At 68.7% G+C, this 17,416-nt stretch carries 15 protein-coding genes; 13 read left to right on the top strand and 2 right to left on the bottom strand.

What is annotated here, in order from left to right:
- Positions 1-96: 96 nt before the first annotated feature.
- The 7 genes from ACTJIL_RS04620 (at position 97) to ACTJIL_RS04650 (ending at position 8,381) form a co-directional block, all read left to right on the top strand.
- Positions 97-729 carry a YfgM family protein gene (locus ACTJIL_RS04620; RefSeq protein WP_440754406.1) on the top strand — a complete coding sequence of 211 codons (633 nt, stop codon included), beginning with the start codon at positions 97-99 and terminating at the stop codon, positions 727-729.
- 26 nt (positions 730-755) lie between these two features.
- Complete coding sequence (gene bamB, locus ACTJIL_RS04625; protein WP_440755846.1) at positions 756-1,958, top strand: outer membrane protein assembly factor BamB; 1,203 nt, start codon at positions 756-758, stop codon at positions 1,956-1,958.
- Positions 1,959-2,133: 175 nt separating this feature from the next.
- Positions 2,134-3,549, top strand: coding sequence for a ribosome biogenesis GTPase Der (gene der / locus ACTJIL_RS04630; RefSeq protein ID WP_440754407.1), 1,416 nt, complete (start codon positions 2,134-2,136; stop codon positions 3,547-3,549).
- A 353-nt stretch (positions 3,550-3,902) separates the two neighbouring features.
- Positions 3,903-4,493: a molybdenum cofactor guanylyltransferase gene (gene mobA / locus ACTJIL_RS04635; protein ID WP_440754408.1), complete on the top strand. Its 591-nt coding sequence runs from the start codon at positions 3,903-3,905 to the stop codon at positions 4,491-4,493.
- Positions 4,494-4,510: 17 nt separating this feature from the next.
- Entirely contained in the window at positions 4,511-5,746 is a 1,236-nt protein-coding gene (locus ACTJIL_RS04640) for a molybdopterin molybdotransferase MoeA (protein ID WP_440754409.1), read from the top strand.
- A gap of 197 nt (positions 5,747-5,943) precedes the next feature.
- On the top strand, positions 5,944-7,083 hold the full coding sequence (gene moeB / locus ACTJIL_RS04645) for a molybdopterin-synthase adenylyltransferase MoeB (protein WP_440754410.1): 1,140 nt from the start codon (positions 5,944-5,946) through the stop codon (positions 7,081-7,083).
- 155 nt (positions 7,084-7,238) lie between these two features.
- Positions 7,239-8,381 (top strand): DUF2272 domain-containing protein, encoded by a 1,143-nt coding sequence (locus ACTJIL_RS04650; protein WP_440754411.1) that lies wholly within the window; start codon positions 7,239-7,241, stop codon positions 8,379-8,381.
- Positions 8,382-8,391: 10 nt separating this feature from the next.
- Here ACTJIL_RS04650 and ACTJIL_RS04655 read toward each other — a convergent pair whose 3' ends face one another.
- Positions 8,392-8,706, bottom strand: a complete 315-nt coding sequence (locus tag ACTJIL_RS04655) for a DUF1244 domain-containing protein (RefSeq protein ID WP_440754412.1) — start codon at positions 8,704-8,706, stop codon at positions 8,392-8,394.
- Positions 8,707-8,804: 98 nt separating this feature from the next.
- Here ACTJIL_RS04655 and folD point away from each other — a divergent pair, with 98 nt between their 5' ends.
- The 6 genes from folD to orn all read left to right on the top strand — a co-directional run bounded on the left by folD (position 8,805) and on the right by orn (position 14,750).
- On the top strand, positions 8,805-9,680 hold the full coding sequence (gene folD, locus ACTJIL_RS04660) for a bifunctional methylenetetrahydrofolate dehydrogenase/methenyltetrahydrofolate cyclohydrolase FolD (RefSeq protein WP_440754413.1): 876 nt from the start codon (positions 8,805-8,807) through the stop codon (positions 9,678-9,680).
- Positions 9,681-9,881: 201 nt separating this feature from the next.
- Positions 9,882-11,339: an IMP dehydrogenase gene (gene guaB / locus ACTJIL_RS04665; RefSeq protein WP_440754414.1), complete on the top strand. Its 1,458-nt coding sequence runs from the start codon at positions 9,882-9,884 to the stop codon at positions 11,337-11,339.
- Positions 11,340-11,505: 166 nt separating this feature from the next.
- Entirely contained in the window at positions 11,506-13,071 is a 1,566-nt protein-coding gene (gene guaA, locus ACTJIL_RS04670) for a glutamine-hydrolyzing GMP synthase (RefSeq protein ID WP_440754415.1), read from the top strand.
- A 31-nt stretch (positions 13,072-13,102) separates the two neighbouring features.
- On the top strand, positions 13,103-13,618 hold the full coding sequence (locus ACTJIL_RS04675) for a DUF1993 domain-containing protein (protein WP_440754416.1): 516 nt from the start codon (positions 13,103-13,105) through the stop codon (positions 13,616-13,618).
- Positions 13,619-13,626: 8 nt separating this feature from the next.
- Positions 13,627-14,118: a tRNA adenosine(34) deaminase TadA gene (gene tadA, locus ACTJIL_RS04680; RefSeq protein ID WP_440754417.1), complete on the top strand. Its 492-nt coding sequence runs from the start codon at positions 13,627-13,629 to the stop codon at positions 14,116-14,118.
- Positions 14,119-14,177: 59 nt separating this feature from the next.
- On the top strand, positions 14,178-14,750 hold the full coding sequence (gene orn / locus ACTJIL_RS04685; protein ID WP_440754418.1) for an oligoribonuclease: 573 nt from the start codon (positions 14,178-14,180) through the stop codon (positions 14,748-14,750).
- Between the two features lie 145 nt (positions 14,751-14,895).
- On the opposite strand, the gene ppsA is transcribed toward orn, so the two are convergent.
- Positions 14,896-17,271: a phosphoenolpyruvate synthase gene (gene ppsA, locus ACTJIL_RS04690; protein WP_440754419.1), complete on the bottom strand. Its 2,376-nt coding sequence runs from the start codon at positions 17,269-17,271 to the stop codon at positions 14,896-14,898.
- Positions 17,272-17,416 lie beyond the last annotated feature (145 nt).

Raw genomic sequence — 17,416 nt, forward strand, 5'->3', positions numbered from 1 at the left:
CGCGCACGGCTGGTCTGGTAGTGTCGGCCCGCCGCGGCCAGCCCATTCCACAGACGCCCCACGCATGCCGGCGGGCGGGAGAGACGCAGTTTTCCCATGGCAATTGACGATCTTCTCGACGAACACGAACAAAGCGAACGCGTCCTGGCCTGGTTGCGCAGCAACGGCGCCGGCCTCATCGGCGGGGTCATCATCGGGCTGGCGCTGATCCTGGGCTGGCAGTGGTGGAGCGCGAAGCAGGCCGCCAACGACATGCAGGCCGGCGACGACTACCAGGCGATGCTCAAGAGCCTGGAGGCCAAGGACGTCAAGAAGGCGCAGGCGCAAGCCGCAGCCCTCAAGGACACGCCTTACGCCCCGCTGGCCGTGCTCGACCTGGCCAAGGCGCAGGTGGAAGCCGGGCAGCGCGATGCCGCCATTGCCACCCTGCGCGCCGCGCAATCCCCGAATCAGGCGCTGGAGCAGGTCCTGCAGCAGCGCCTGGCGCGGCTGTTGATCGACGCAGGCAAGGCCGACGAGGCGCTGAAGGTCCTGGGGGATGCGGACGACCCAGCCAGCCTCGAAGTCCGCGGCGACGCCCAGGTGGCGCTCGGCAAGCGCGACGATGCGCGCAAGTCCTATTCAGAGGTTCTGGCCAAGCTCGACGTCGCTTCGCCGGGACGTCGTCTGGTCGAACTCAAGCTCACCGACGTCGGCGGTTCGGCCGCCAAACCCGAGGCGCGGATTTGATGAAGGCGGATTCAATGAAGGATGCGATGACGATTGCCGGACGACTTCCCGCGACTTCCCGCAACAGGCCGGGACGCGTCCTCGTCCTGCTGCTGTGCGTCATCGCACTGGCCGGCTGCAGCACCATCAAGGGCTGGTTCGGCAGCAAGAAGGACAAGGGCCCCGAGCCCGCGGAGCTGACCGAGTTCGCGCCTTCGGCAACCGTCAGCAAGATCTGGTCGGCCAAGGCAGGCAAGGGCGAGGGCCTGCTCGGCGTGCGCCAGGGCCCGGTGGTTGCCGACGGCCGCGTCTATGCCGCGGCGGTGGAGGGCGGCGTCCGCGCGTTCGACCTGCAGACCGGCGCCACGGCCTGGACCTACGAATCCGACCTCGCGCTCTCCGGTGGCCCCGGTGTGGGCGAAGGGCTGGTCGTGGTCGGCGGGCTCGAGGGCGACGTGATCGCGCTCGATGCCGCCACCGGCGCCGAGAAGTGGCAGGCCAAGGTGGACAACGAAGTGATTGCCGCGCCTGCGGTCGGGCAGGGCATGGCCTTCGTGCGTTCCAACGATGGCCGCGTCACCGCGTTCGACGCGGCGACGGGCGAACGTCGCTGGTTCTGGAGCCATGACATGCCGCTGCTGACCGTGCGCGGCAACGATGCGCCCTCGCTCGGCCCGGGCTACGTCTTCGTCGGCAACGACGACGGCACGATCTCGGCCTTGGCGGTCGCCGATGGCCGCGAGCTGTGGAGCCAGGTGATCGCGCAGCCCGACGGACGCACCGAGCTCGAGCGCATGGCCGACGTCGACGGCACCCCGGTGCTCGACGGCGTCACCCTGTATGCCACCAGCTTCAAGCGCCAGACGCTGGCGATCGAAGCCCCCAGCGGGCGCCCGATCTGGGCGCACGACAGCGGCGGCCCGGGTCGCGTCGGCGTTGCGTCCGACCGGGTGCTCGTCACCGATCCGGACGGCATCGTCTGGGCGCTGGACAAGGGCACCGGCACCGCGCTGTGGTCGCAACCGGCGATGACGCGGCGCAATCTCACCGCGCCCGCGATCCAGGGCGACTATGCGGTGGTCGGCGATTTCGAGGGCTACCTGCACTGGCTCAAGCTCGACACCGGTGAACTGGCCGCGCGCGTGCGCACCGGCCGGGACCCGCTGCGGGCCGCCCCGGTCGTGGCCGACGGCATCCTCATTGCCGAAGACATCGACGGCGGGCTCAACGCCTACCGCCTGGGGCAGTAAGCTGGCCGGGAACCGGGACAGGGGATCGCCTGCGCGATTCCCTTGCCGTACCCGTCCGGTTCCGCAACTTCGCGACTGCCACCCACAAGGATCAAACATGGGAATCGGATGAACGGAACAGTCGCGAGTCGCCATCGATTCCCGACTGCCGATTTTCCCTTCCCGGATCACCCCCATGCTCCCCCTCGTCGCCCTGGTCGGTCGTCCCAACGTCGGTAAATCGACGCTGTTCAATGCGTTGACGCGCACGCGCGATGCGCTGGTGCACGACGAGCCCGGGGTCACCCGCGACCGTAATTACGGCGTGTGCCGGCTCGACGAGGCACGGCCATTCGTGCTGGTCGACACCGGCGGCATCGCCGGCGAGAACATCCACCTGGAAAGCGGCAACCTCGCCGGTGCCACCGCCCGCCAGGCGCGCGCAGGGGCCGAGGAGGCCGACCTGGTGCTGTTCATCGTCGACGGCCGCGAGGGCCCGTCCGCACTGGACGACGACATCCTGCGCTGGCTGCGCAAGGCGTCGCGCCCCACGTTTCTGGTGGTCAACAAGACCGATGGCGTCGACGCGCGCGCGGCGCTGGCCGAGTTCTCGCGCTACGGCTTCGCCGACGTGCTGGCGATCTCTTCCGCGCACCGGCAGGGGATCGACGAGCTGCTGACGCAGGTGTTGGCCAGGTTGCCTGCCGACGGCGACGCGGAAATCCTCGACGACGATCCCGAACGGGTGCGCGTGGCGTTCGTCGGCCGCCCCAACGTTGGCAAGTCGACCCTGGTCAACCGCATCCTCGGCGAGGAGCGGATGATCGCTTCGGATGTCGCCGGCACCACCCGCGATTCGGTCGCCATCGACCTCGAGCGCGATGGCCGCAAGTACCGTCTGGTCGACACCGCCGGCATCCGCCGCAAGTCGAAGGTCGAGGAAGCGGTGGAAACGTTCTCGATCATCAAGACCCTGCAGGCGATCGAGCAGTGCCAGGTCGCGGTGATCATGCTCGATGCCAGCGAAGGCGTGACCGAGCAGGACGCCAGCGTGCTGGGCGCGGTGCTCGACGCCGGCCGTGCGCTGGTGGTCGCGGTCAACAAGTGGGACGGCCTGAGCGACTACCAGCGCGAGCAGGTCGAAGCCCTGCTGTCGCGCAAGCTGGCGTTCGTGCAGTGGGCCGAGGCGGTGCGCATCAGCGCCAAACACGGGTCCGGCCTGCGCGAGCTGTTCCGTGCCATCCATCGCGCGCACGACTCGGCGACGCGCCAGTTCAGCACCGCCGAGGTCACCCGCGCGCTGGAAATCGCGTACGAAACCAATCCACCGCCGGTGGTCCGCGGTCACGTCGCCAAGCTGCGTTTCGCCCACCCGGGCGGCGAGAATCCGCCAACGTTCATCGTCCACGGCACGCGCCTGCGGACGCTGTCCGAGACCTACCGCCGCTACCTCGAGAACTTCTTCCGCAAGCGCTTCAAGCTGGTCGGCACGCCGGTGCGGTTCGTGTTCAAGGAAGGCGAGAACCCGTACAAGGACCGCAAGAACGTGCTGACCGCGCGCCAGGTGGTCAAGAAGAAGCGCCTCATCCGCCACGCCAAACGCGGCAAGTGACGCCACGGCCCGCGCTCCGGCGCGGCTTTGCCGTTGCGTCATCCCCGCGCAGGCGGGGATCCAGCGACTTTGAACAAGAGACCCGCGCTGCAGCGCGGCTTTGCGGTGGCGTCATCCCCGCGGCCGAGGCGCTGCAGGAGCGGCTTCAGCCGCGAGCTCTTCGGCACAGGCCAGAGAGATCAAAAGCTCGCGGCTGAAGCCGCTCCTACAGGGATGTCTTGCTCTGCAGCCGCAGCAGGCGCGCGCATGGCGCTGCAACAAGCCGCACGGCTGACGTGGCAGTGCCCGGCAGGCCCCGGTTCTCAGCAAGGGCTTATCCTGTTCCGTCCACCCCACGCAGATACCACCGGCCCGTGACCGCCCATCTCGTCCCCTCGCACGACGACGCCATCACCCTGGGCATCCTCGCCGGCGGTCGCGCCACGCGCCTGGGCGGGCGCGACAAGGCCTGGATGACGCGCGGTGGCAACCCGCTGGTGCTCGCATTGGCCGAACGGCTGGCGCCGGAAGTGGATGCCACCATTGTCAGCGCCAATCGCAACGCCGAGCGTTACCTGTCGCACGGGCTGCGCGCGATCCACGACCGGGTTGCCGGCATCGGCCCGCTCGGTGGCATCGATGCACTGGCCGCTGCCTGCCAGACCCCCTGGCTGCTGACCGTGCCGGTGGACGTGGTCGACGTGAATGACTGCCTGGTCCGCAGCCTGCTGGCCGCCGGCGCGCAGGGCGCGTGGGCCGAGGACGACAATGGCCCACAGCCGCTGGTCGCGCTGTGGCGCACCATGGCGCTGCGTGAGGCTGCGGCGACGGCAATGGCGTCGGACGACCACGCCGTGCATGCGCTGCAGTCGCGGATGGGCATGATGCCGGTGCGCTTCGCAGGCGTCTGCTTCGGCAACCTCAACACGCCGGACGATCTCGCCGCCGCCGGCGTTGCCTCCTGATCCCCGGAAGTCTCCGCATGTCCCAGGCCAGCACGTTCCCGACCCGCATCGCCTTCGAAGAAGCCCGCGCGATCATCGATCGCGTTGCCGACGCACACCGCATGCCGGCGCAGCGCGTCGCGCTGGCGCGCACGCATGGCTGCATCCTCACGCACGACGTGGTCGCCCAGGTCGCCCAGCCCCCATTCGACAACTCGGCGATGGATGGTTTCGCGTTGCGCCATGCCGACCTGCAGGCCGGCGGCGACATCGCGCTGTGCCTGGTCGGCGAGCAGTTTGCCGGGCGCACGGTCGATCTGACGATCGCCGCGGGCCAGTGCGCGCGGATCACCACCGGCGCGCCGCTGCCGGCGGGGGCCGATACCGTGGTGATGAAGGAAAACACCCGGCTCGATGGCGATCGCGTCGTCGTCCTGGTCGCCCCGAAACCCGGACAGCACGTGCGCCGCGCCGGCGAGGACATGCAACCGGGACAGCATGTGCTGCACGCCGGCGAACCACTGACGCCCACGCGCATCGCGCTGGCGGCCTCGCAGGGATTGGCTGAACTCGAGGTCGCGCGACGCCCGACCGTGGCCGTGTTCACGACCGGCGACGAATTGGTCGAGCCCGGTTTGCCGCTCGCGCCCGGGCAGATCTACAACTCCAACCGCGAGCAGTTGATGGGCCTGCTGCGCGGCGACGGCCTCGATCCGGTAGCGTGGCCGACGCTGCCCGACGATCCGGCGCAGGTGGAGTCCGCCCTGCGCCACGCCGGCCACGCTTTCGACGTGGTGCTGACCTGCGGCGCGGTCTCGGCCGGCGAGAAGGACCACATCCCCGCGCTGCTGCAGGCGCACGGTGCGGTGCACTTCTGGAAGGTGCGGATGAAACCCGGGATGCCGGTGCTGCTGGCGGAGGGCGGCGGGCTCGGCGACGCGCTGTTCCTGTGCCTGCCGGGCAATCCGGTGTCGGTGCTGGCGACCTACCTGACGCTCGGTCGTCCGCTGCTCGACAGGATGCAGGGCAGGGCGGCTGCACGGCCACGCTGGCGGGCGCGCCTGGCGTCGCCGTGGCGCAAGACGCACGAGCGCCTCGAGTTCCTGCGCGGGCGGCTGCGTCCGCGCGACGACGGCAGCCTGGAAGTCGAGCCGAATCCCGCCGACGGCTCGCACCGGATGCAGGCCGCGGCCGATTCCGATGCCCTGATCGTGCTGGGGGAGGGCGCACGCGAATACCCGGCAGGCGCGATCGTGGAAGTGCTGCAGTACTGAGCCTCCAGCCCTTGCAGGAACGGGTTCAGCCGCGGGCTTTTCAGTCCCTCGCGACCGCGACATGGAACAAGAGCTCGCGGCTGAAGCCGCACCTGTCAGAGCAGCATGTCGTGCCGATGTCCGACCGGCGGTCGGGCCCGGCGATGGAACACAGTGGAACAACGGTTTCGATGGCCGTTTTCCGCGATAATCGCGCCATGGCAATCCCGGAAATCACTCCACGCGAAGCACACCTGCGGCAATCGCAGGGTGCGGTGCTGGTCGACGTGCGCGAGGACCACGAGCGCGAACTCGGGATGGCCGAAGGTGCACGCGGCATCGCGCGCGCCGAGCTCGAGGAAGATCCGTCGTTCCACTTCGCCGACCTCGATGCCGAACTGGTGCTGATCTGCCAGAGCGGCGGGCGTTCGATGCTCGCCGCCGAGGTGCTGCAGCGGCAGGGCTATCGCAACGTGGTGTCGGTGCGCGGCGGCACGCTGCGCTGGACCGCCGACGGGTTGCCGCTCACCCGGCCCGAAACCGGTGCCGGGATCGACCAGGATTTCCACGACCGCTACTCGCGGCACCTGTTGCTGCCCGAGATCGGCACGCGCGGGCAGCGGCGGCTGGAGCTGGCGCGGGTGCTGATGATCGGCGCCGGCGGGCTCGGTTCGCCGGCCGCGTTCTACCTCGCGGCCGCCGGCGTCGGCCACCTGCGCATCGCCGACGACGACGTGGTCGAACGCAGCAACCTGCAGCGCCAGGTCCTGCACATCGATGCCGACATCGGCATGCCCAAGGTGAATTCGGCCGAGACGCGACTGTCGGCGCTGAACCCGCGCACCCACATCGAGGCGGTCGCCGAGCGGGTAACGTCGGCCAACGTCGAGCGCCTGCTCGAAGACGTCGACGTGGTGCTCGACGGCGCCGACAACTTCCCGGTGCGCTACCTGCTCAACGATGCCTGCGTGAAGCTCGGCAAGCCGCTGGTCTATGGCGCGGTGCACCGGTTCGAAGGGCAGGTGAGCGTGTTCGATGCCGGCCGCCAGCGCGGCGTGGCGCCGTGCTACCGCTGCCTGTTCCCGGAACCGCCGCCGCCGGAAGCCGCGCCCAATTGCAGCGAGGCCGGCGTGCTCGGCGTGCTGCCGGGCGTGGTCGGCATGCTGGAGGCCACCGAAGTGCTCAAGCTGTTGCTGCACATCGGCGAGCCGCTGGCGGGGCGGCTGCTGCATTTCGATGCGCTGTCGATGCGCTTCCGCGAGACGCGCCTGCCGCCGGATCCCGACTGCGCGCTGTGCGCGCCGGGGCGGGCATTCCCCGGCTACATCGACTACGCCGCGTTCTGCAGCGGCGCCTGATCCACACGAAGCCTGCTCCCGCGAAAGCGGGAAGCTCGCGACTGAACCCACTCCTGCAAAGAAGCGTCGTTGCGGCGTGAATGGCGATAGCCATTGCCTGCATTAGGCTGCGGACTGCTCCCTGGATGCAATCGACGATGAAGCCCGCTTCGATGATGAAACTGTTTCTCACGTGCGGGTTGTGGTGGCTGTCGACCACCCCGGGCCTGGCCGCCGCTGCCGACGTCTGCCCGCTGCTGCGCGCGCAGGTCGATTCGCCCGTGGTGTCCACCCGCATCGCCGCGGCCGCGTGCGAGGAACACCAGCTCTGGTACCGCCCCTTCATCGACCTCGAGGGCCGCTATGCCGGTTCGCGCGTGCGCGAGGCCGAGGCCGGGCTGCTTGCCAACGGCCAGCCGGCGTGGCTGCGGGTGGTGGATTACTGGCGCGGCACCGGGTTGCTCGGGCGGGCATCGGGACGCCCTGGCGCCAGCGATTGCGCCTATGCCGGCATGAGCCAGTACGCATCGCCGGCCTGCCGCGCGTTCGTGGTCGATACGCCGTGGTCGGCGGCCTTCGTGTCGTGGGTGATGGCGCGTGCGCGGGTGCCCGGGTTCAACGGCTCGGCCAGCCATGTGAGCTATGTGCGCGATGCCTATCGCGACCCGGCCGGCAGTGCCTACCAGGTCGCCAACCCGGTGTCCGCGCGGCCGCAGCCCGGCGACCTGCTGTGCTACGTGCGCGTCGCCTCGCGCGTCTATGGTTTCGGTGGCCTTGCCGGACTGCTGAGCAGCAACGAGTCCGGGCTCAACATGCACTGCGACATCGTGGTCGCGGCCAATCCCGGCAACGACGGCCTGGCCTACCTGGTCGGCGGCAACGTCCTCGACGGCGTCACCATGCGCCTGCTGCGGCTCACGCCGGGCGGCCAGTTCGCCAACCTGCCGATGCGCATGCCGGGTGCGGCGGAGTGTTCGCCGGATGCGCCGTCGGCCTGCGATGCCAGCCGCCAGGACTGGGCGGTGCTGCTGCAGCTGCGGCCGGCACAGCAGCTGGCGCAGTTGCCGCCGGCGATGCCGATGGCACCGTCGCCGGCCTCGCAACGTCAGCCGTCGCAGCAGTGCTGCGTGAACTGCGTGGTCGGTTCGGGCATCCCGCGCTGCCCGGCGGGGACGCCGGCGCCCGCGCGCCCGTTGCCGCCCCCGAAACCGGTCACGATGCCGCCGCAGCCGCCGCCGGCGCCAACGAAGTGCTGCGTCGATTGCGTGGTCGGTTCCGGCATCCCGCGCTGCCCGGCGGGGACGCCGGCGCGGCCCTGACCCGGCTGGCTCAGCCCTTGCCCGGCTGCAGGGCAGCGAACGCTGCCAGCTGCTCCGGCGTCGCCTCGCGCTGGTGGCGGGCCTTCCACTGCGCGAACGGCTCGCCGTAGACCGCCTCGCGCGCTTCATCCCTGGTCATCGCGATGCCGCGCGCCCCTGCGGCCTCGCGGTACCAGTCGGCAATGCAGTTGCGGCAGAAACCGGCGCCGATCATCAGGTCGATGTTCTGCACCTCGGGGCGGTCGCGCATGAGGTGTTGCAGCAGGCGGCGGAACGCGGCGGCCTCGATGGCCGTCGTCTCCGTGGTGATGTCGTGGTCGGTCATGCCTTGTTCTCCCGGAGATGATTCCCGTGGGGATGATTCGCGTGGGATCGATGGAATCGGGGACAATAACGCCTTCGCCGCACGCAGGTCCCGCCCGCATGACCGAACAGCACAGCGCCCGCATCCTCGACGGCAAGGGCATCGCCGAGGACCTGCTCGACACGCTCAAGGCGCAGGTCGACGCGCGCCTGGCGGCGGGCAAGCGGCGGCCGGGGCTGGCGGTGGTGCTGGTGGGCAATGACCCGGCCTCGCAGTCCTACGTGCGCAACAAGCGCCGGGCAGCGCAGAAGGTCGGTATCCAGGCCTTCGACCACGATTTCCCGGATGGCGCCAGCGAGGCCGAGCTGCTGGCCCTGATCGACCGCCTCAACGCCGATCCGGCCGTGCACGGGATCCTCGTGCAGCTGCCGCTGCCCGGCATCCCGGACGCCACCGGCCTGATCCACCGGATCGATCCGCGCAAGGACGTCGACGGCTTCCACCCGGAAAACGTCGGCCACCTGGCGCTGCGCCAGTTCGGCCTGCGCCCGTGCACACCGCGCGGCATCACCACGTTGCTGGCCTATACCGACCGCCCGGTGCGCGGGCAGAGCGCGACGATCGTCGGGGTCAGCAACCACGTCGGCCGGCCGATGGCGCTGGAATTGCTGATCGCCGGCTGCACCACCACCTGCTGCCACAAGTTCACCCCGCCGGACGTCCTGCGCCGGCACGTAGGCGAGGCCGACATCCTGGTCGTGGCCGTTGGCCGGCCGGGCCTGATCCCGGGCGACTGGGTGAAGCCGGGCGCGGTGGTGATCGACGTCGGCATCAACCGGCTCGACGACGGCCGCCTGGTGGGCGACGTCGGCTTCGCCGAGGCGGCGAAGCGGGCCAGCTGGATCACGCCGGTGCCGGGCGGGGTGGGGCCGATGACCGTGGCCACCCTGATGCAAAACACGCTGGAAGCCGCGGACGCTGCCGACGCGGGCTGAGCCAGCGCGGAAACTCCAGAGATGCCGCGATGGGAACGGCTTTAGCCGCGAGCTTTTTTGCCTTTCGTCGATCGCACCGCCGGAAACTCGCTGCTGAAGCCGTTCCCACGCACAGACCGTTCCAGATTCGCGAGGTTTCCACCCCTCCGGATCGGCCGCCATTCGCGATACAATGTCGTGCTTCACCCCACCGGCACTCCCATGCTGCGCATCCAGGCTGAAGCACTGACCTACGACGACGTTTCGCTCGTCCCCGCCCACTCGACCGTCCTGCCCAAGGACGTTTCCCTCGCCACCCGGTTCACCCGCGACCTGCGCCTGAACCTGCCGATCGTCTCGGCTGCGATGGACACGGTCACCGAGTCCCGCCTCGCCGTGGCCATGGCGCAACTCGGCGGCATCGGCATCCTTCACAAGAACATGTCCGCCGAACGCCAGGCGGCCGAGGTCGCGCGGGTCAAGAATTTCGAAGCCGGCGTGATCCGCGAGCCGTTCACCGTCGGCCCGCAAACCACCATCGGCGAAGTGCTCAAGCTCACCCGTGCGCGCAACATTTCCGGCGTGCCGGTGGTCGACGGCGGCCACCTGGTGGGCATCGTCACCGGACGCGACATGCGCTTCGAGACCAAGCTCGACGACCCGGTGCGCAACGTCATGACCCGCAAGGAACGCCTGGTTACCGTGCGCGAAGGGGCAAGCGAAGAAGAAGTGCTGCAGCTGCTGCACAAGCACCGCATCGAGAAGGTGCTGGTGGTCAACGACGGCTTCGAACTGCGCGGCCTGATCACCGTCAAGGACATCCAGAAGGCGCACGACAATCCCAACGCCGCCAAGGACGCATCGGAAAGCCTGCTGGTCGGTGCCGCGGTCGGCGTCGGCGGCGATACCGAGCAGCGCATCGAACTGCTCGCCGCGGCGGGCGTGGACGTGGTCATCGTCGACACCGCGCACGGCCATTCGCAGGGCGTGCTCGATCGCGTCGCCTGGGTCAAGAAGCGTTATCCGAAGCTGCAGGTGGTCGGCGGCAACATCGTCACCGGCGACGCCGCGCTGGCGCTGATGGATGCCGGTGCGGACGCGGTCAAGGTCGGCGTCGGCCCGGGTTCGATCTGCACCACCCGCGTGGTCGCGGGCGTCGGCGTGCCGCAGGTGACCGCGATCGACATGGTCGCCGAGGCGCTGCAGGACCGCATCCCGCTGATCGCCGATGGCGGCATCCGTTATTCGGGCGACATCGGCAAGGCGCTGGTCGCCGGCGCATCGACGGTGATGATCGGTGGCCTGTTCGCCGGCACCGAGGAAACCCCCGGCGAGACCGAGCTCTACCAGGGCCGCAGCTACAAAAACTATCGTGGCATGGGCAGCCTGGGCGCGATGGAGAAGGGCAGCTCGGACCGCTACTTCCAGGACAGCAGCGACGCCGACAAGCTGGTGCCCGAGGGCATCGAGGGCCGCGTTCCGTATCGCGGCCCGCTCAGCGGCGTGGTGCACCAGCTCGCCGGCGGCCTGCGCGCGACGATGGGCTACGTCGGCTGCGCCACGATCGAGGACATGCGCACGACGCCGAAGTTCGTGAAGATCACCGGCGCCGGCCAGCGCGAGAGCCATGTGCACGACGTGCAGATCACCAAGGAACCGCCGAACTATCGGGCGGGGTGAGCCCGCCAGATGCGATTCGTGATTGGCGATTCGTGATTCGAGAAGCCGATCCGGTTCCTTGTCATCCCGAGCGTAGCGAGGGATCTGCTTGACCGACGTCCACGCCTGGACAGATCCCTCGCTGCGCACGGGATGACAGCGCCCCCCAATCACCAATCAGGCCCCCATGGACCTCCACACCGACAAGATCCTCATCCTCGACTTCGGCGCGCAGTACACGCAGCTGATCGCCCGTCGCATTCGCGAGCTGGGCGTCTACTGCGAGATCTGGGCCTGGGACCACGATCCGGCCGAGATCGCGAAGTTCGCGCCCAAGGGCATCATCCTGTCGGGCGGTCCGGAGTCGACCACCGAACACGGCGCCCCGGCTGCACCGCAACAGGTGTTTGACAGCGGCCTGCCGCTGCTGGGCATCTGCTACGGCATGCAGACGATGGCCAAGCAGCTGGGCGGCGAGACCGAGGCCGGCGAATCGCGTGAGTACGGCCACGCCGAAGTCACCCTCGTTGCCGCCGACCAGCTGTTCGAAGGGCTCAAGGACCACCCCGGCGCGCCGCCGCGGCTGGATGTCTGGATGAGCCACGGCGACCATGTGTCGAAGGCGCCGCCGGGCTTCACTGTCACCGCGAAGACCGACCGCGTGCCGGTCGCCGCCTTCGCCGACGACAGCAGGCGCTGGTACGGCGTGCAGTTCCACCCGGAGGTCACGCACACGCGCTCCGGGCAGCAGATGCTGCGCCGTTTCGTGGTCGACATCTGCGGTTGCCAGACGCTGTGGACGGCCGCGCACATCATCGACGACCAGATCGCGCGCGTGCGCGAACAGGTCGGTTCGGACGAGGTCATCCTCGGCCTGTCGGGCGGCGTCGACTCGTCGGTGGTCGCGGCGCTGCTGCACAAGGCGATCGGCGACCAGCTGACCTGCGTCTTCGTCGATACCGGCCTGCTGCGCTGGCAGGAAGGCGACCAGGTGATGGCGACCATGGCCCAGCACATGGGCGTGCGCGTGATACGCGTCGATGCGCGCGATCGCTACTTCGACAAGCTCAAGGGCGTCACCGATCCCGAGGCCAAGCGCAAGATCATCGGCAACCTGTTCGTCGAGATCTTCGACGAGGAATCGAACAAGCTCGCCAATGCCAGGTGGCTGGCGCAGGGCACGATCTACCCCGACGTCATCGAGTCGGCCGGCAGCAAGACCGGCAAGGCGCACGTGATCAAGAGCCACCACAACGTCGGCGGCCTGCCCGAACACATGAAACTCGGCCTGGTCGAACCGCTGCGCGAGCTGTTCAAGGACGAGGTCAGGCGCCTGGGCGTCGAGCTCGGCCTGCCGCGAGAAATGGTCTACCGGCATCCGTTCCCGGGCCCGGGCCTGGGCGTGCGCATCCTCGGCGAGGTGAAGCCCGAATACGCCGAACTGCTGGCGCGCGCCGACGCGATCTTCATCGAGGAACTGCGCAAGGCCGACCTGTACGACAAGACCAGCCAGGCATTCGCGGTGTTCCTGCCGGTCAAGTCGGTGGGCGTGGTCGGCGACGCGCGCGCCTACGAATGGGTGATCGCGCTGCGCGCGGTGGAGACCATCGACTTCATGACCGCGCACTGGGCGCACCTGCCGTACGACTTCCTCGGTCGCGTCTCCAACCGGATCATCAACGAGGTGCGCGGCGTCTCGCGCGTGGTCTACGACATCAGCGGCAAGCCGCCGGCGACGATCGAGTGGGAATGAACCCCGCAGCCATGCCAACAGGAAAAGCCTCATGACGCTTTCGCTCCACGACATCACCGTCCCCGCGTTGGTTCGCGGCCTGCAGAACCTGTCGCACCAGATCGACCTGGCGCTCGCCCACGGTGCCGAGGCCGGCATCGACAGCGCGGAGTTCGTGCAGGCGCGACTCGCACCGGACATGTTGACCTTCGCCGGCCAGGTGCAGCGCGCCAGCGACACCGCCAAATTCGGCGCGGCGCGGCTGTCGGGTGGACAATCGCCGTCGTTCCCGGACGACGAGGCGACGCTCGAACAGCTGCAGGCACGCATCGCGGCCACGGTGGACTACCTGCAAAGCGTGCCGGCCGAGTCCATCGCCGGGCAGGAAGCGCGCGAGATCCGCTTCAATGCCGGCAAGCGTGAGTTGCAGTTCAGCGGTGCCGACTACGTGCGCGCGTTCCTGCTGCCGAACTTCTATTTCCACCTGACCATCGCCTACGGCCTGTTGCGCCACAAGGGCGTGCCGCTGGGCAAGCTCGACTTCCTGCGCGGCAACCAGCCGGGCTGAGCACCTGGATGAACCAGGTGGCTCCCGGGGACGCCGACGCGCAGTGGATGCGTCAAGCGCTGGCGCTGGCCGAGCGGGCCGAGCGCGAGGATGACGAGATTCCGGTCGGGGCCGTGCTGGTCGATGCCGATGGCCAGGTCGTCGGCGAAGGCTGGAACCGCAACATCGCCGAGCATGACCCCACCGCGCATGCCGAGATCGTGGCGATGCGGCGGGCGGGCAGGGCGCTGGGCAATCATCGGCTGGTCGGCTGCACGCTGTACGTGACCCTGGAGCCCTGCGCGATGTGCGCCATGGCGATGGTGCACGCGCGGCTGGCGCGGGTGGTGTTCGGCGCCAGCGACCCCAAGACCGGCGCCGCCGGCAGCGTATTCGACCTGCTCGCCGATCCGCGCCACAACCATCGCGTCGAAGTGCGGGGCGGGGTGCTGGCGGAAGAAGCCGGCATGCGGCTGACCAACTGGTTCCGCCGCCGGCGCGGGCAACCGCCGCTGGCCTGAATGCAGCGACGACACGCAGCGGACTATCATGTCCTGCTACTTCCAGCAGCAGGATATCCATGACAAGCAATGGCGGACACGCGCGCGACGGCAGGTTGATCTGGATCGACCTGGAGATGACCGGGCTCGACACCGGCCGCGACTCGATCATCGAGATCGCCACGGTGGTGACGGACTCCGAGCTCAACATCCTGGCCGACGGCCCCCAGTTCGCCATCTCCCACCCGTTGTCCACGCTCGAGGCGATGGACGACTGGAATCGCACCCAGCATGGCAAGTCCGGGCTGTGGCGGCGGGTGCTGGAAGAGGGCGTGCCGATGGCCGAGGCCGAGGCGCGTACGCTGGATTTCCTGCAGCAATGGGTCGGCCACAACCAGTCGCCGATGTGCGGCAATTCGATCTGCCAGGACCGCCGCTTCCTGCACCGGCAGATGCCGTCGCTGGAGCGGTATTTCCACTACCGCAACCTCGACGTCAGCACGATCAAGGAACTCGCTCGCCGCTGGGCGCCGGAAGTGCTGGCCGGCGTGCGCAAGGAAGCCGCACACACGGCGCTGAGCGACGTGCGCGATTCGATCGCGGAACTGAAGCACTACCGCACGGCGATGGGCGTGTTCGGCGCGCCGCACTAGCGCGCCTTGCCGACGTCGCTGCTTTTGTAGGAGCGGCGGAAGCCGCGGGCTTTTTTCCAGAGATCCGGCGTTACGGAAAGCTCGCGGCTTCCGCCGCTCCTGTAAAGAGCGAGGCCGGCTTGTGGCCGGCCTCGTTCCATTTCCGTCAGGAAGCGGCCTTCGACTTCGCCAGCTTCAGCCAGGTGTCGACCACGGTGTCGGGATTCAGCGACACCGATTCGATGCCTTCTTCCATCAGCCACTGCGCCAGGTCCGGATGGTCGCTCGGGCCCTGGCCGCAGATGCCGACGTACTTGCCCCTGCGGCGTGCGGTCTGGATGGCCATCGACAGCAGCTTCTTCACCGCCGGGTCGCGCTCGTCGAACAGGTGCGCGACGATGCTCGAGTCGCGGTCCAGACCGAGGGTGAGCTGGGTCAGGTCGTTGGAGCCGATCGAGAAGCCATCGAAGATGTCGAGGAACTCGTCGGCCAGCAGCGCGTTCGACGGCACCTCGCACATCATGATGATCTTCAGGCCGTCCTGGCCCTGCTTGAGGCCGTTGGCCTCCAGCACCTCGACCACCTTGCGGCCCTCGTCGAGGGTGCGCACGAACGGGATCATCACCCAGACGTTGGACAGACCCATCTCGTTGCGCACCTTGCGCACGGCCTTGCATTCCAGCGCGAACGCCTCGGCGAACGACGGATCGACGTAGCGGCTGGCGCCGCGGAAGCCGATCATAGGGTTCTCCTCGTGCGGTTCGTAGCGCGAGCCGCCGAGCAGGTTGGCGTATTCGTTGGACTTGAAGTCGGACATGCGCACGATCACCGGCTTCGGGTGCACCGAGGCGGCGATGGTGGCGATGCCCTCGGCGAGGCGGTCGATGTAGAACTCCACCGGCCCGGCATAGCCGGCGATGCGCTCGTCGATCTTCTTGCGGACGTCGGCATCCTGGTCGTCGTACTCCAGCAGTGCCTTGGGATGCACGCCGATGTGGCTGGCGATGATCATCTCCAGCCGCGCCAGGCCGATGCCGGCGTTCGGCAGCTGCCCGAAGTCGAACGCGCGCTCGGGATTGGCGACGTTCATCATGATCTTCAGCGGTGCTTCGGGCATCGACGACAGGTCGGTGGTGATGCGCTCGAAGGGCAGGGTGCCGGCATAGATGAAACCGGTGTCGCCCTCGGCGCAGCTGACCGTGACCTCCACGCCGTCCTCGATCAGGTCGAGCGCGTTGCCGGTGCCGACCACGGCGGGCACGCCGAGTTCGCGGGCGATGATCGCGGCGTGGCAGGTGCGGCCGCCGCGGTTGGTGACGATGGCCGCGGCGCGCTTCATCACCGGCTCCCAGTCGGGGTCGGTCATGTCGGCGACCAGCACGTCGCCCGGCTGCACCCGGTTCATGTCGTCGAGCGTGCGCACCACGCGCGCCACGCCGGCGCCGATCTTCTGGCCGATGGCGCGGCCCTCGACGACCACGTCGCCGCGCCTGTCGAGCTGGAAGCGCTCGATCTGCGTCGCCTTGGTACGCGACTTCACCGTCTCCGGGCGCGCCTGGACGATGAACAGCTTGCCGCTGACGCCGTCCTTCGCCCATTCGATGTCCATCGGGCGCTCGTAGTGCTTCTCGATCACCAGGGCCTGCTTCGACAGCTCGTGCACGTCGGCGTCGCTGAGCGAGAACTTGTTGCGCAGTTCCGCCGGCGTGTCCTCGGTGCGCACGCGTTCGCCGGGGGTGTCGGAATAGACCATGCGCAGCTGCTTGCTGCCCAGCGAGCGGCGCAGGATCGCGGGCCTGCCTTCGGCCAGGGTGGGCTTGTAGACGTAGAACTCGTCCGGGTTGACCGCGCCCTGCACGACCATCTCGCCCAGGCCATAGCTCGACGTCACGAACACCACGTCGCGGAAGCCGGATTCTGTGTCGAGCGTGAACAGCACGCCAGAAGCGCCCACGTCGGAGCGCACCATCAGCTGCACGCCCGAGGAAAGGAACACGTCCTCGTGCTTGAAGCCGTGGTGCACGCGATAGGCGATGGCGCGGTCGTTGTAGAGGCTGGCGAAGACTTCCTTGACCTTGTGCACGACGTCATCGGCGCCGGTGACGTTGAGGAAGGTTTCCTGCTGGCCGGCGAACGAAGCGTCGGGCAGGTCCTCGGCGGTGGCGGAGGAGCGCACGGCGACTGCAACGTCGCCGCCGCCATTCTCGCTGCACAGCTGCGTATAGGCCTTGCGGATGTCGGCGTCGAGTTCCGGCTGCAGGGGCGCATCGATGACCCAGCCGCGGATTTCCTTGCCGGCCGCGGTCAGCGCCGGCACGTCCTCGACGTCCAGCGAGGCCAGTCGATCGAAGATGCGCTGGTGCAGGGTGTTGTGCGCGATGAAGGCCTTGAACGCGTCCGCCGTGGTCGCGAAACCGCCCGGGACCGAGACGCCGAGTCCGGCCAGTTCACCGATCATCTCGCCGAGCGAGGAATTCTTGCCGCCGACCTGGGCAAGGTCGGTCAGTCGCAGGTCGTGCAGCCACAGGATATTGGCGCTCAAAACGGGCACTCCGGGTTGTGCAGGCGGGGACGGAACAGTGACAGGGCAGGCGGAGCCGGCCGAAGTTGGCTATTTTAGCCGCCAGCGCAGGGCAGCGGCCACGATCGGGCCGGATTCCACGCATCGCGGCCACGGCCGCTCCCGC

This window comes from Luteimonas sp. 22616 (assembly GCF_052044325.1).
GTDB lineage: Bacteria > Pseudomonadota > Gammaproteobacteria > Xanthomonadales > Xanthomonadaceae > Luteimonas.

Excerpts from the sequence above, each read along its gene's own strand:
- guaB (WP_440754414.1), top strand. The coding sequence starts at position 9,882 with ATGCTGCGCATCCAGGCTGAAGCACTGACCTACGACGACGTTTCGCTC.
- ACTJIL_RS04650 (WP_440754411.1), top strand. The coding sequence starts at position 7,239 with ATGAAACTGTTTCTCACGTGCGGGTTGTGGTGGCTGTCGACCACCCCG.
- orn (WP_440754418.1), top strand. The coding sequence starts at position 14,178 with ATGACAAGCAATGGCGGACACGCGCGCGACGGCAGGTTGATCTGGATC.
- ACTJIL_RS04620 (WP_440754406.1), top strand. The coding sequence starts at position 97 with ATGGCAATTGACGATCTTCTCGACGAACACGAACAAAGCGAACGCGTC.
- ACTJIL_RS04675 (WP_440754416.1), top strand. The coding sequence starts at position 13,103 with ATGACGCTTTCGCTCCACGACATCACCGTCCCCGCGTTGGTTCGCGGC.
- bamB (WP_440755846.1), top strand. The coding sequence starts at position 756 with ATGACGATTGCCGGACGACTTCCCGCGACTTCCCGCAACAGGCCGGGA.
- guaA (WP_440754415.1), top strand. The coding sequence starts at position 11,506 with ATGGACCTCCACACCGACAAGATCCTCATCCTCGACTTCGGCGCGCAG.
- ACTJIL_RS04655 (WP_440754412.1), bottom strand. The coding sequence starts at position 8,706 with ATGACCGACCACGACATCACCACGGAGACGACGGCCATCGAGGCCGCC.
- der (WP_440754407.1), top strand. The coding sequence starts at position 2,134 with ATGCTCCCCCTCGTCGCCCTGGTCGGTCGTCCCAACGTCGGTAAATCG.
- tadA (WP_440754417.1), top strand. The coding sequence starts at position 13,627 with ATGAACCAGGTGGCTCCCGGGGACGCCGACGCGCAGTGGATGCGTCAA.
- folD (WP_440754413.1), top strand. The coding sequence starts at position 8,805 with ATGACCGAACAGCACAGCGCCCGCATCCTCGACGGCAAGGGCATCGCC.
- ACTJIL_RS04640 (WP_440754409.1), top strand. The coding sequence starts at position 4,511 with ATGTCCCAGGCCAGCACGTTCCCGACCCGCATCGCCTTCGAAGAAGCC.
- moeB (WP_440754410.1), top strand. The coding sequence starts at position 5,944 with ATGGCAATCCCGGAAATCACTCCACGCGAAGCACACCTGCGGCAATCG.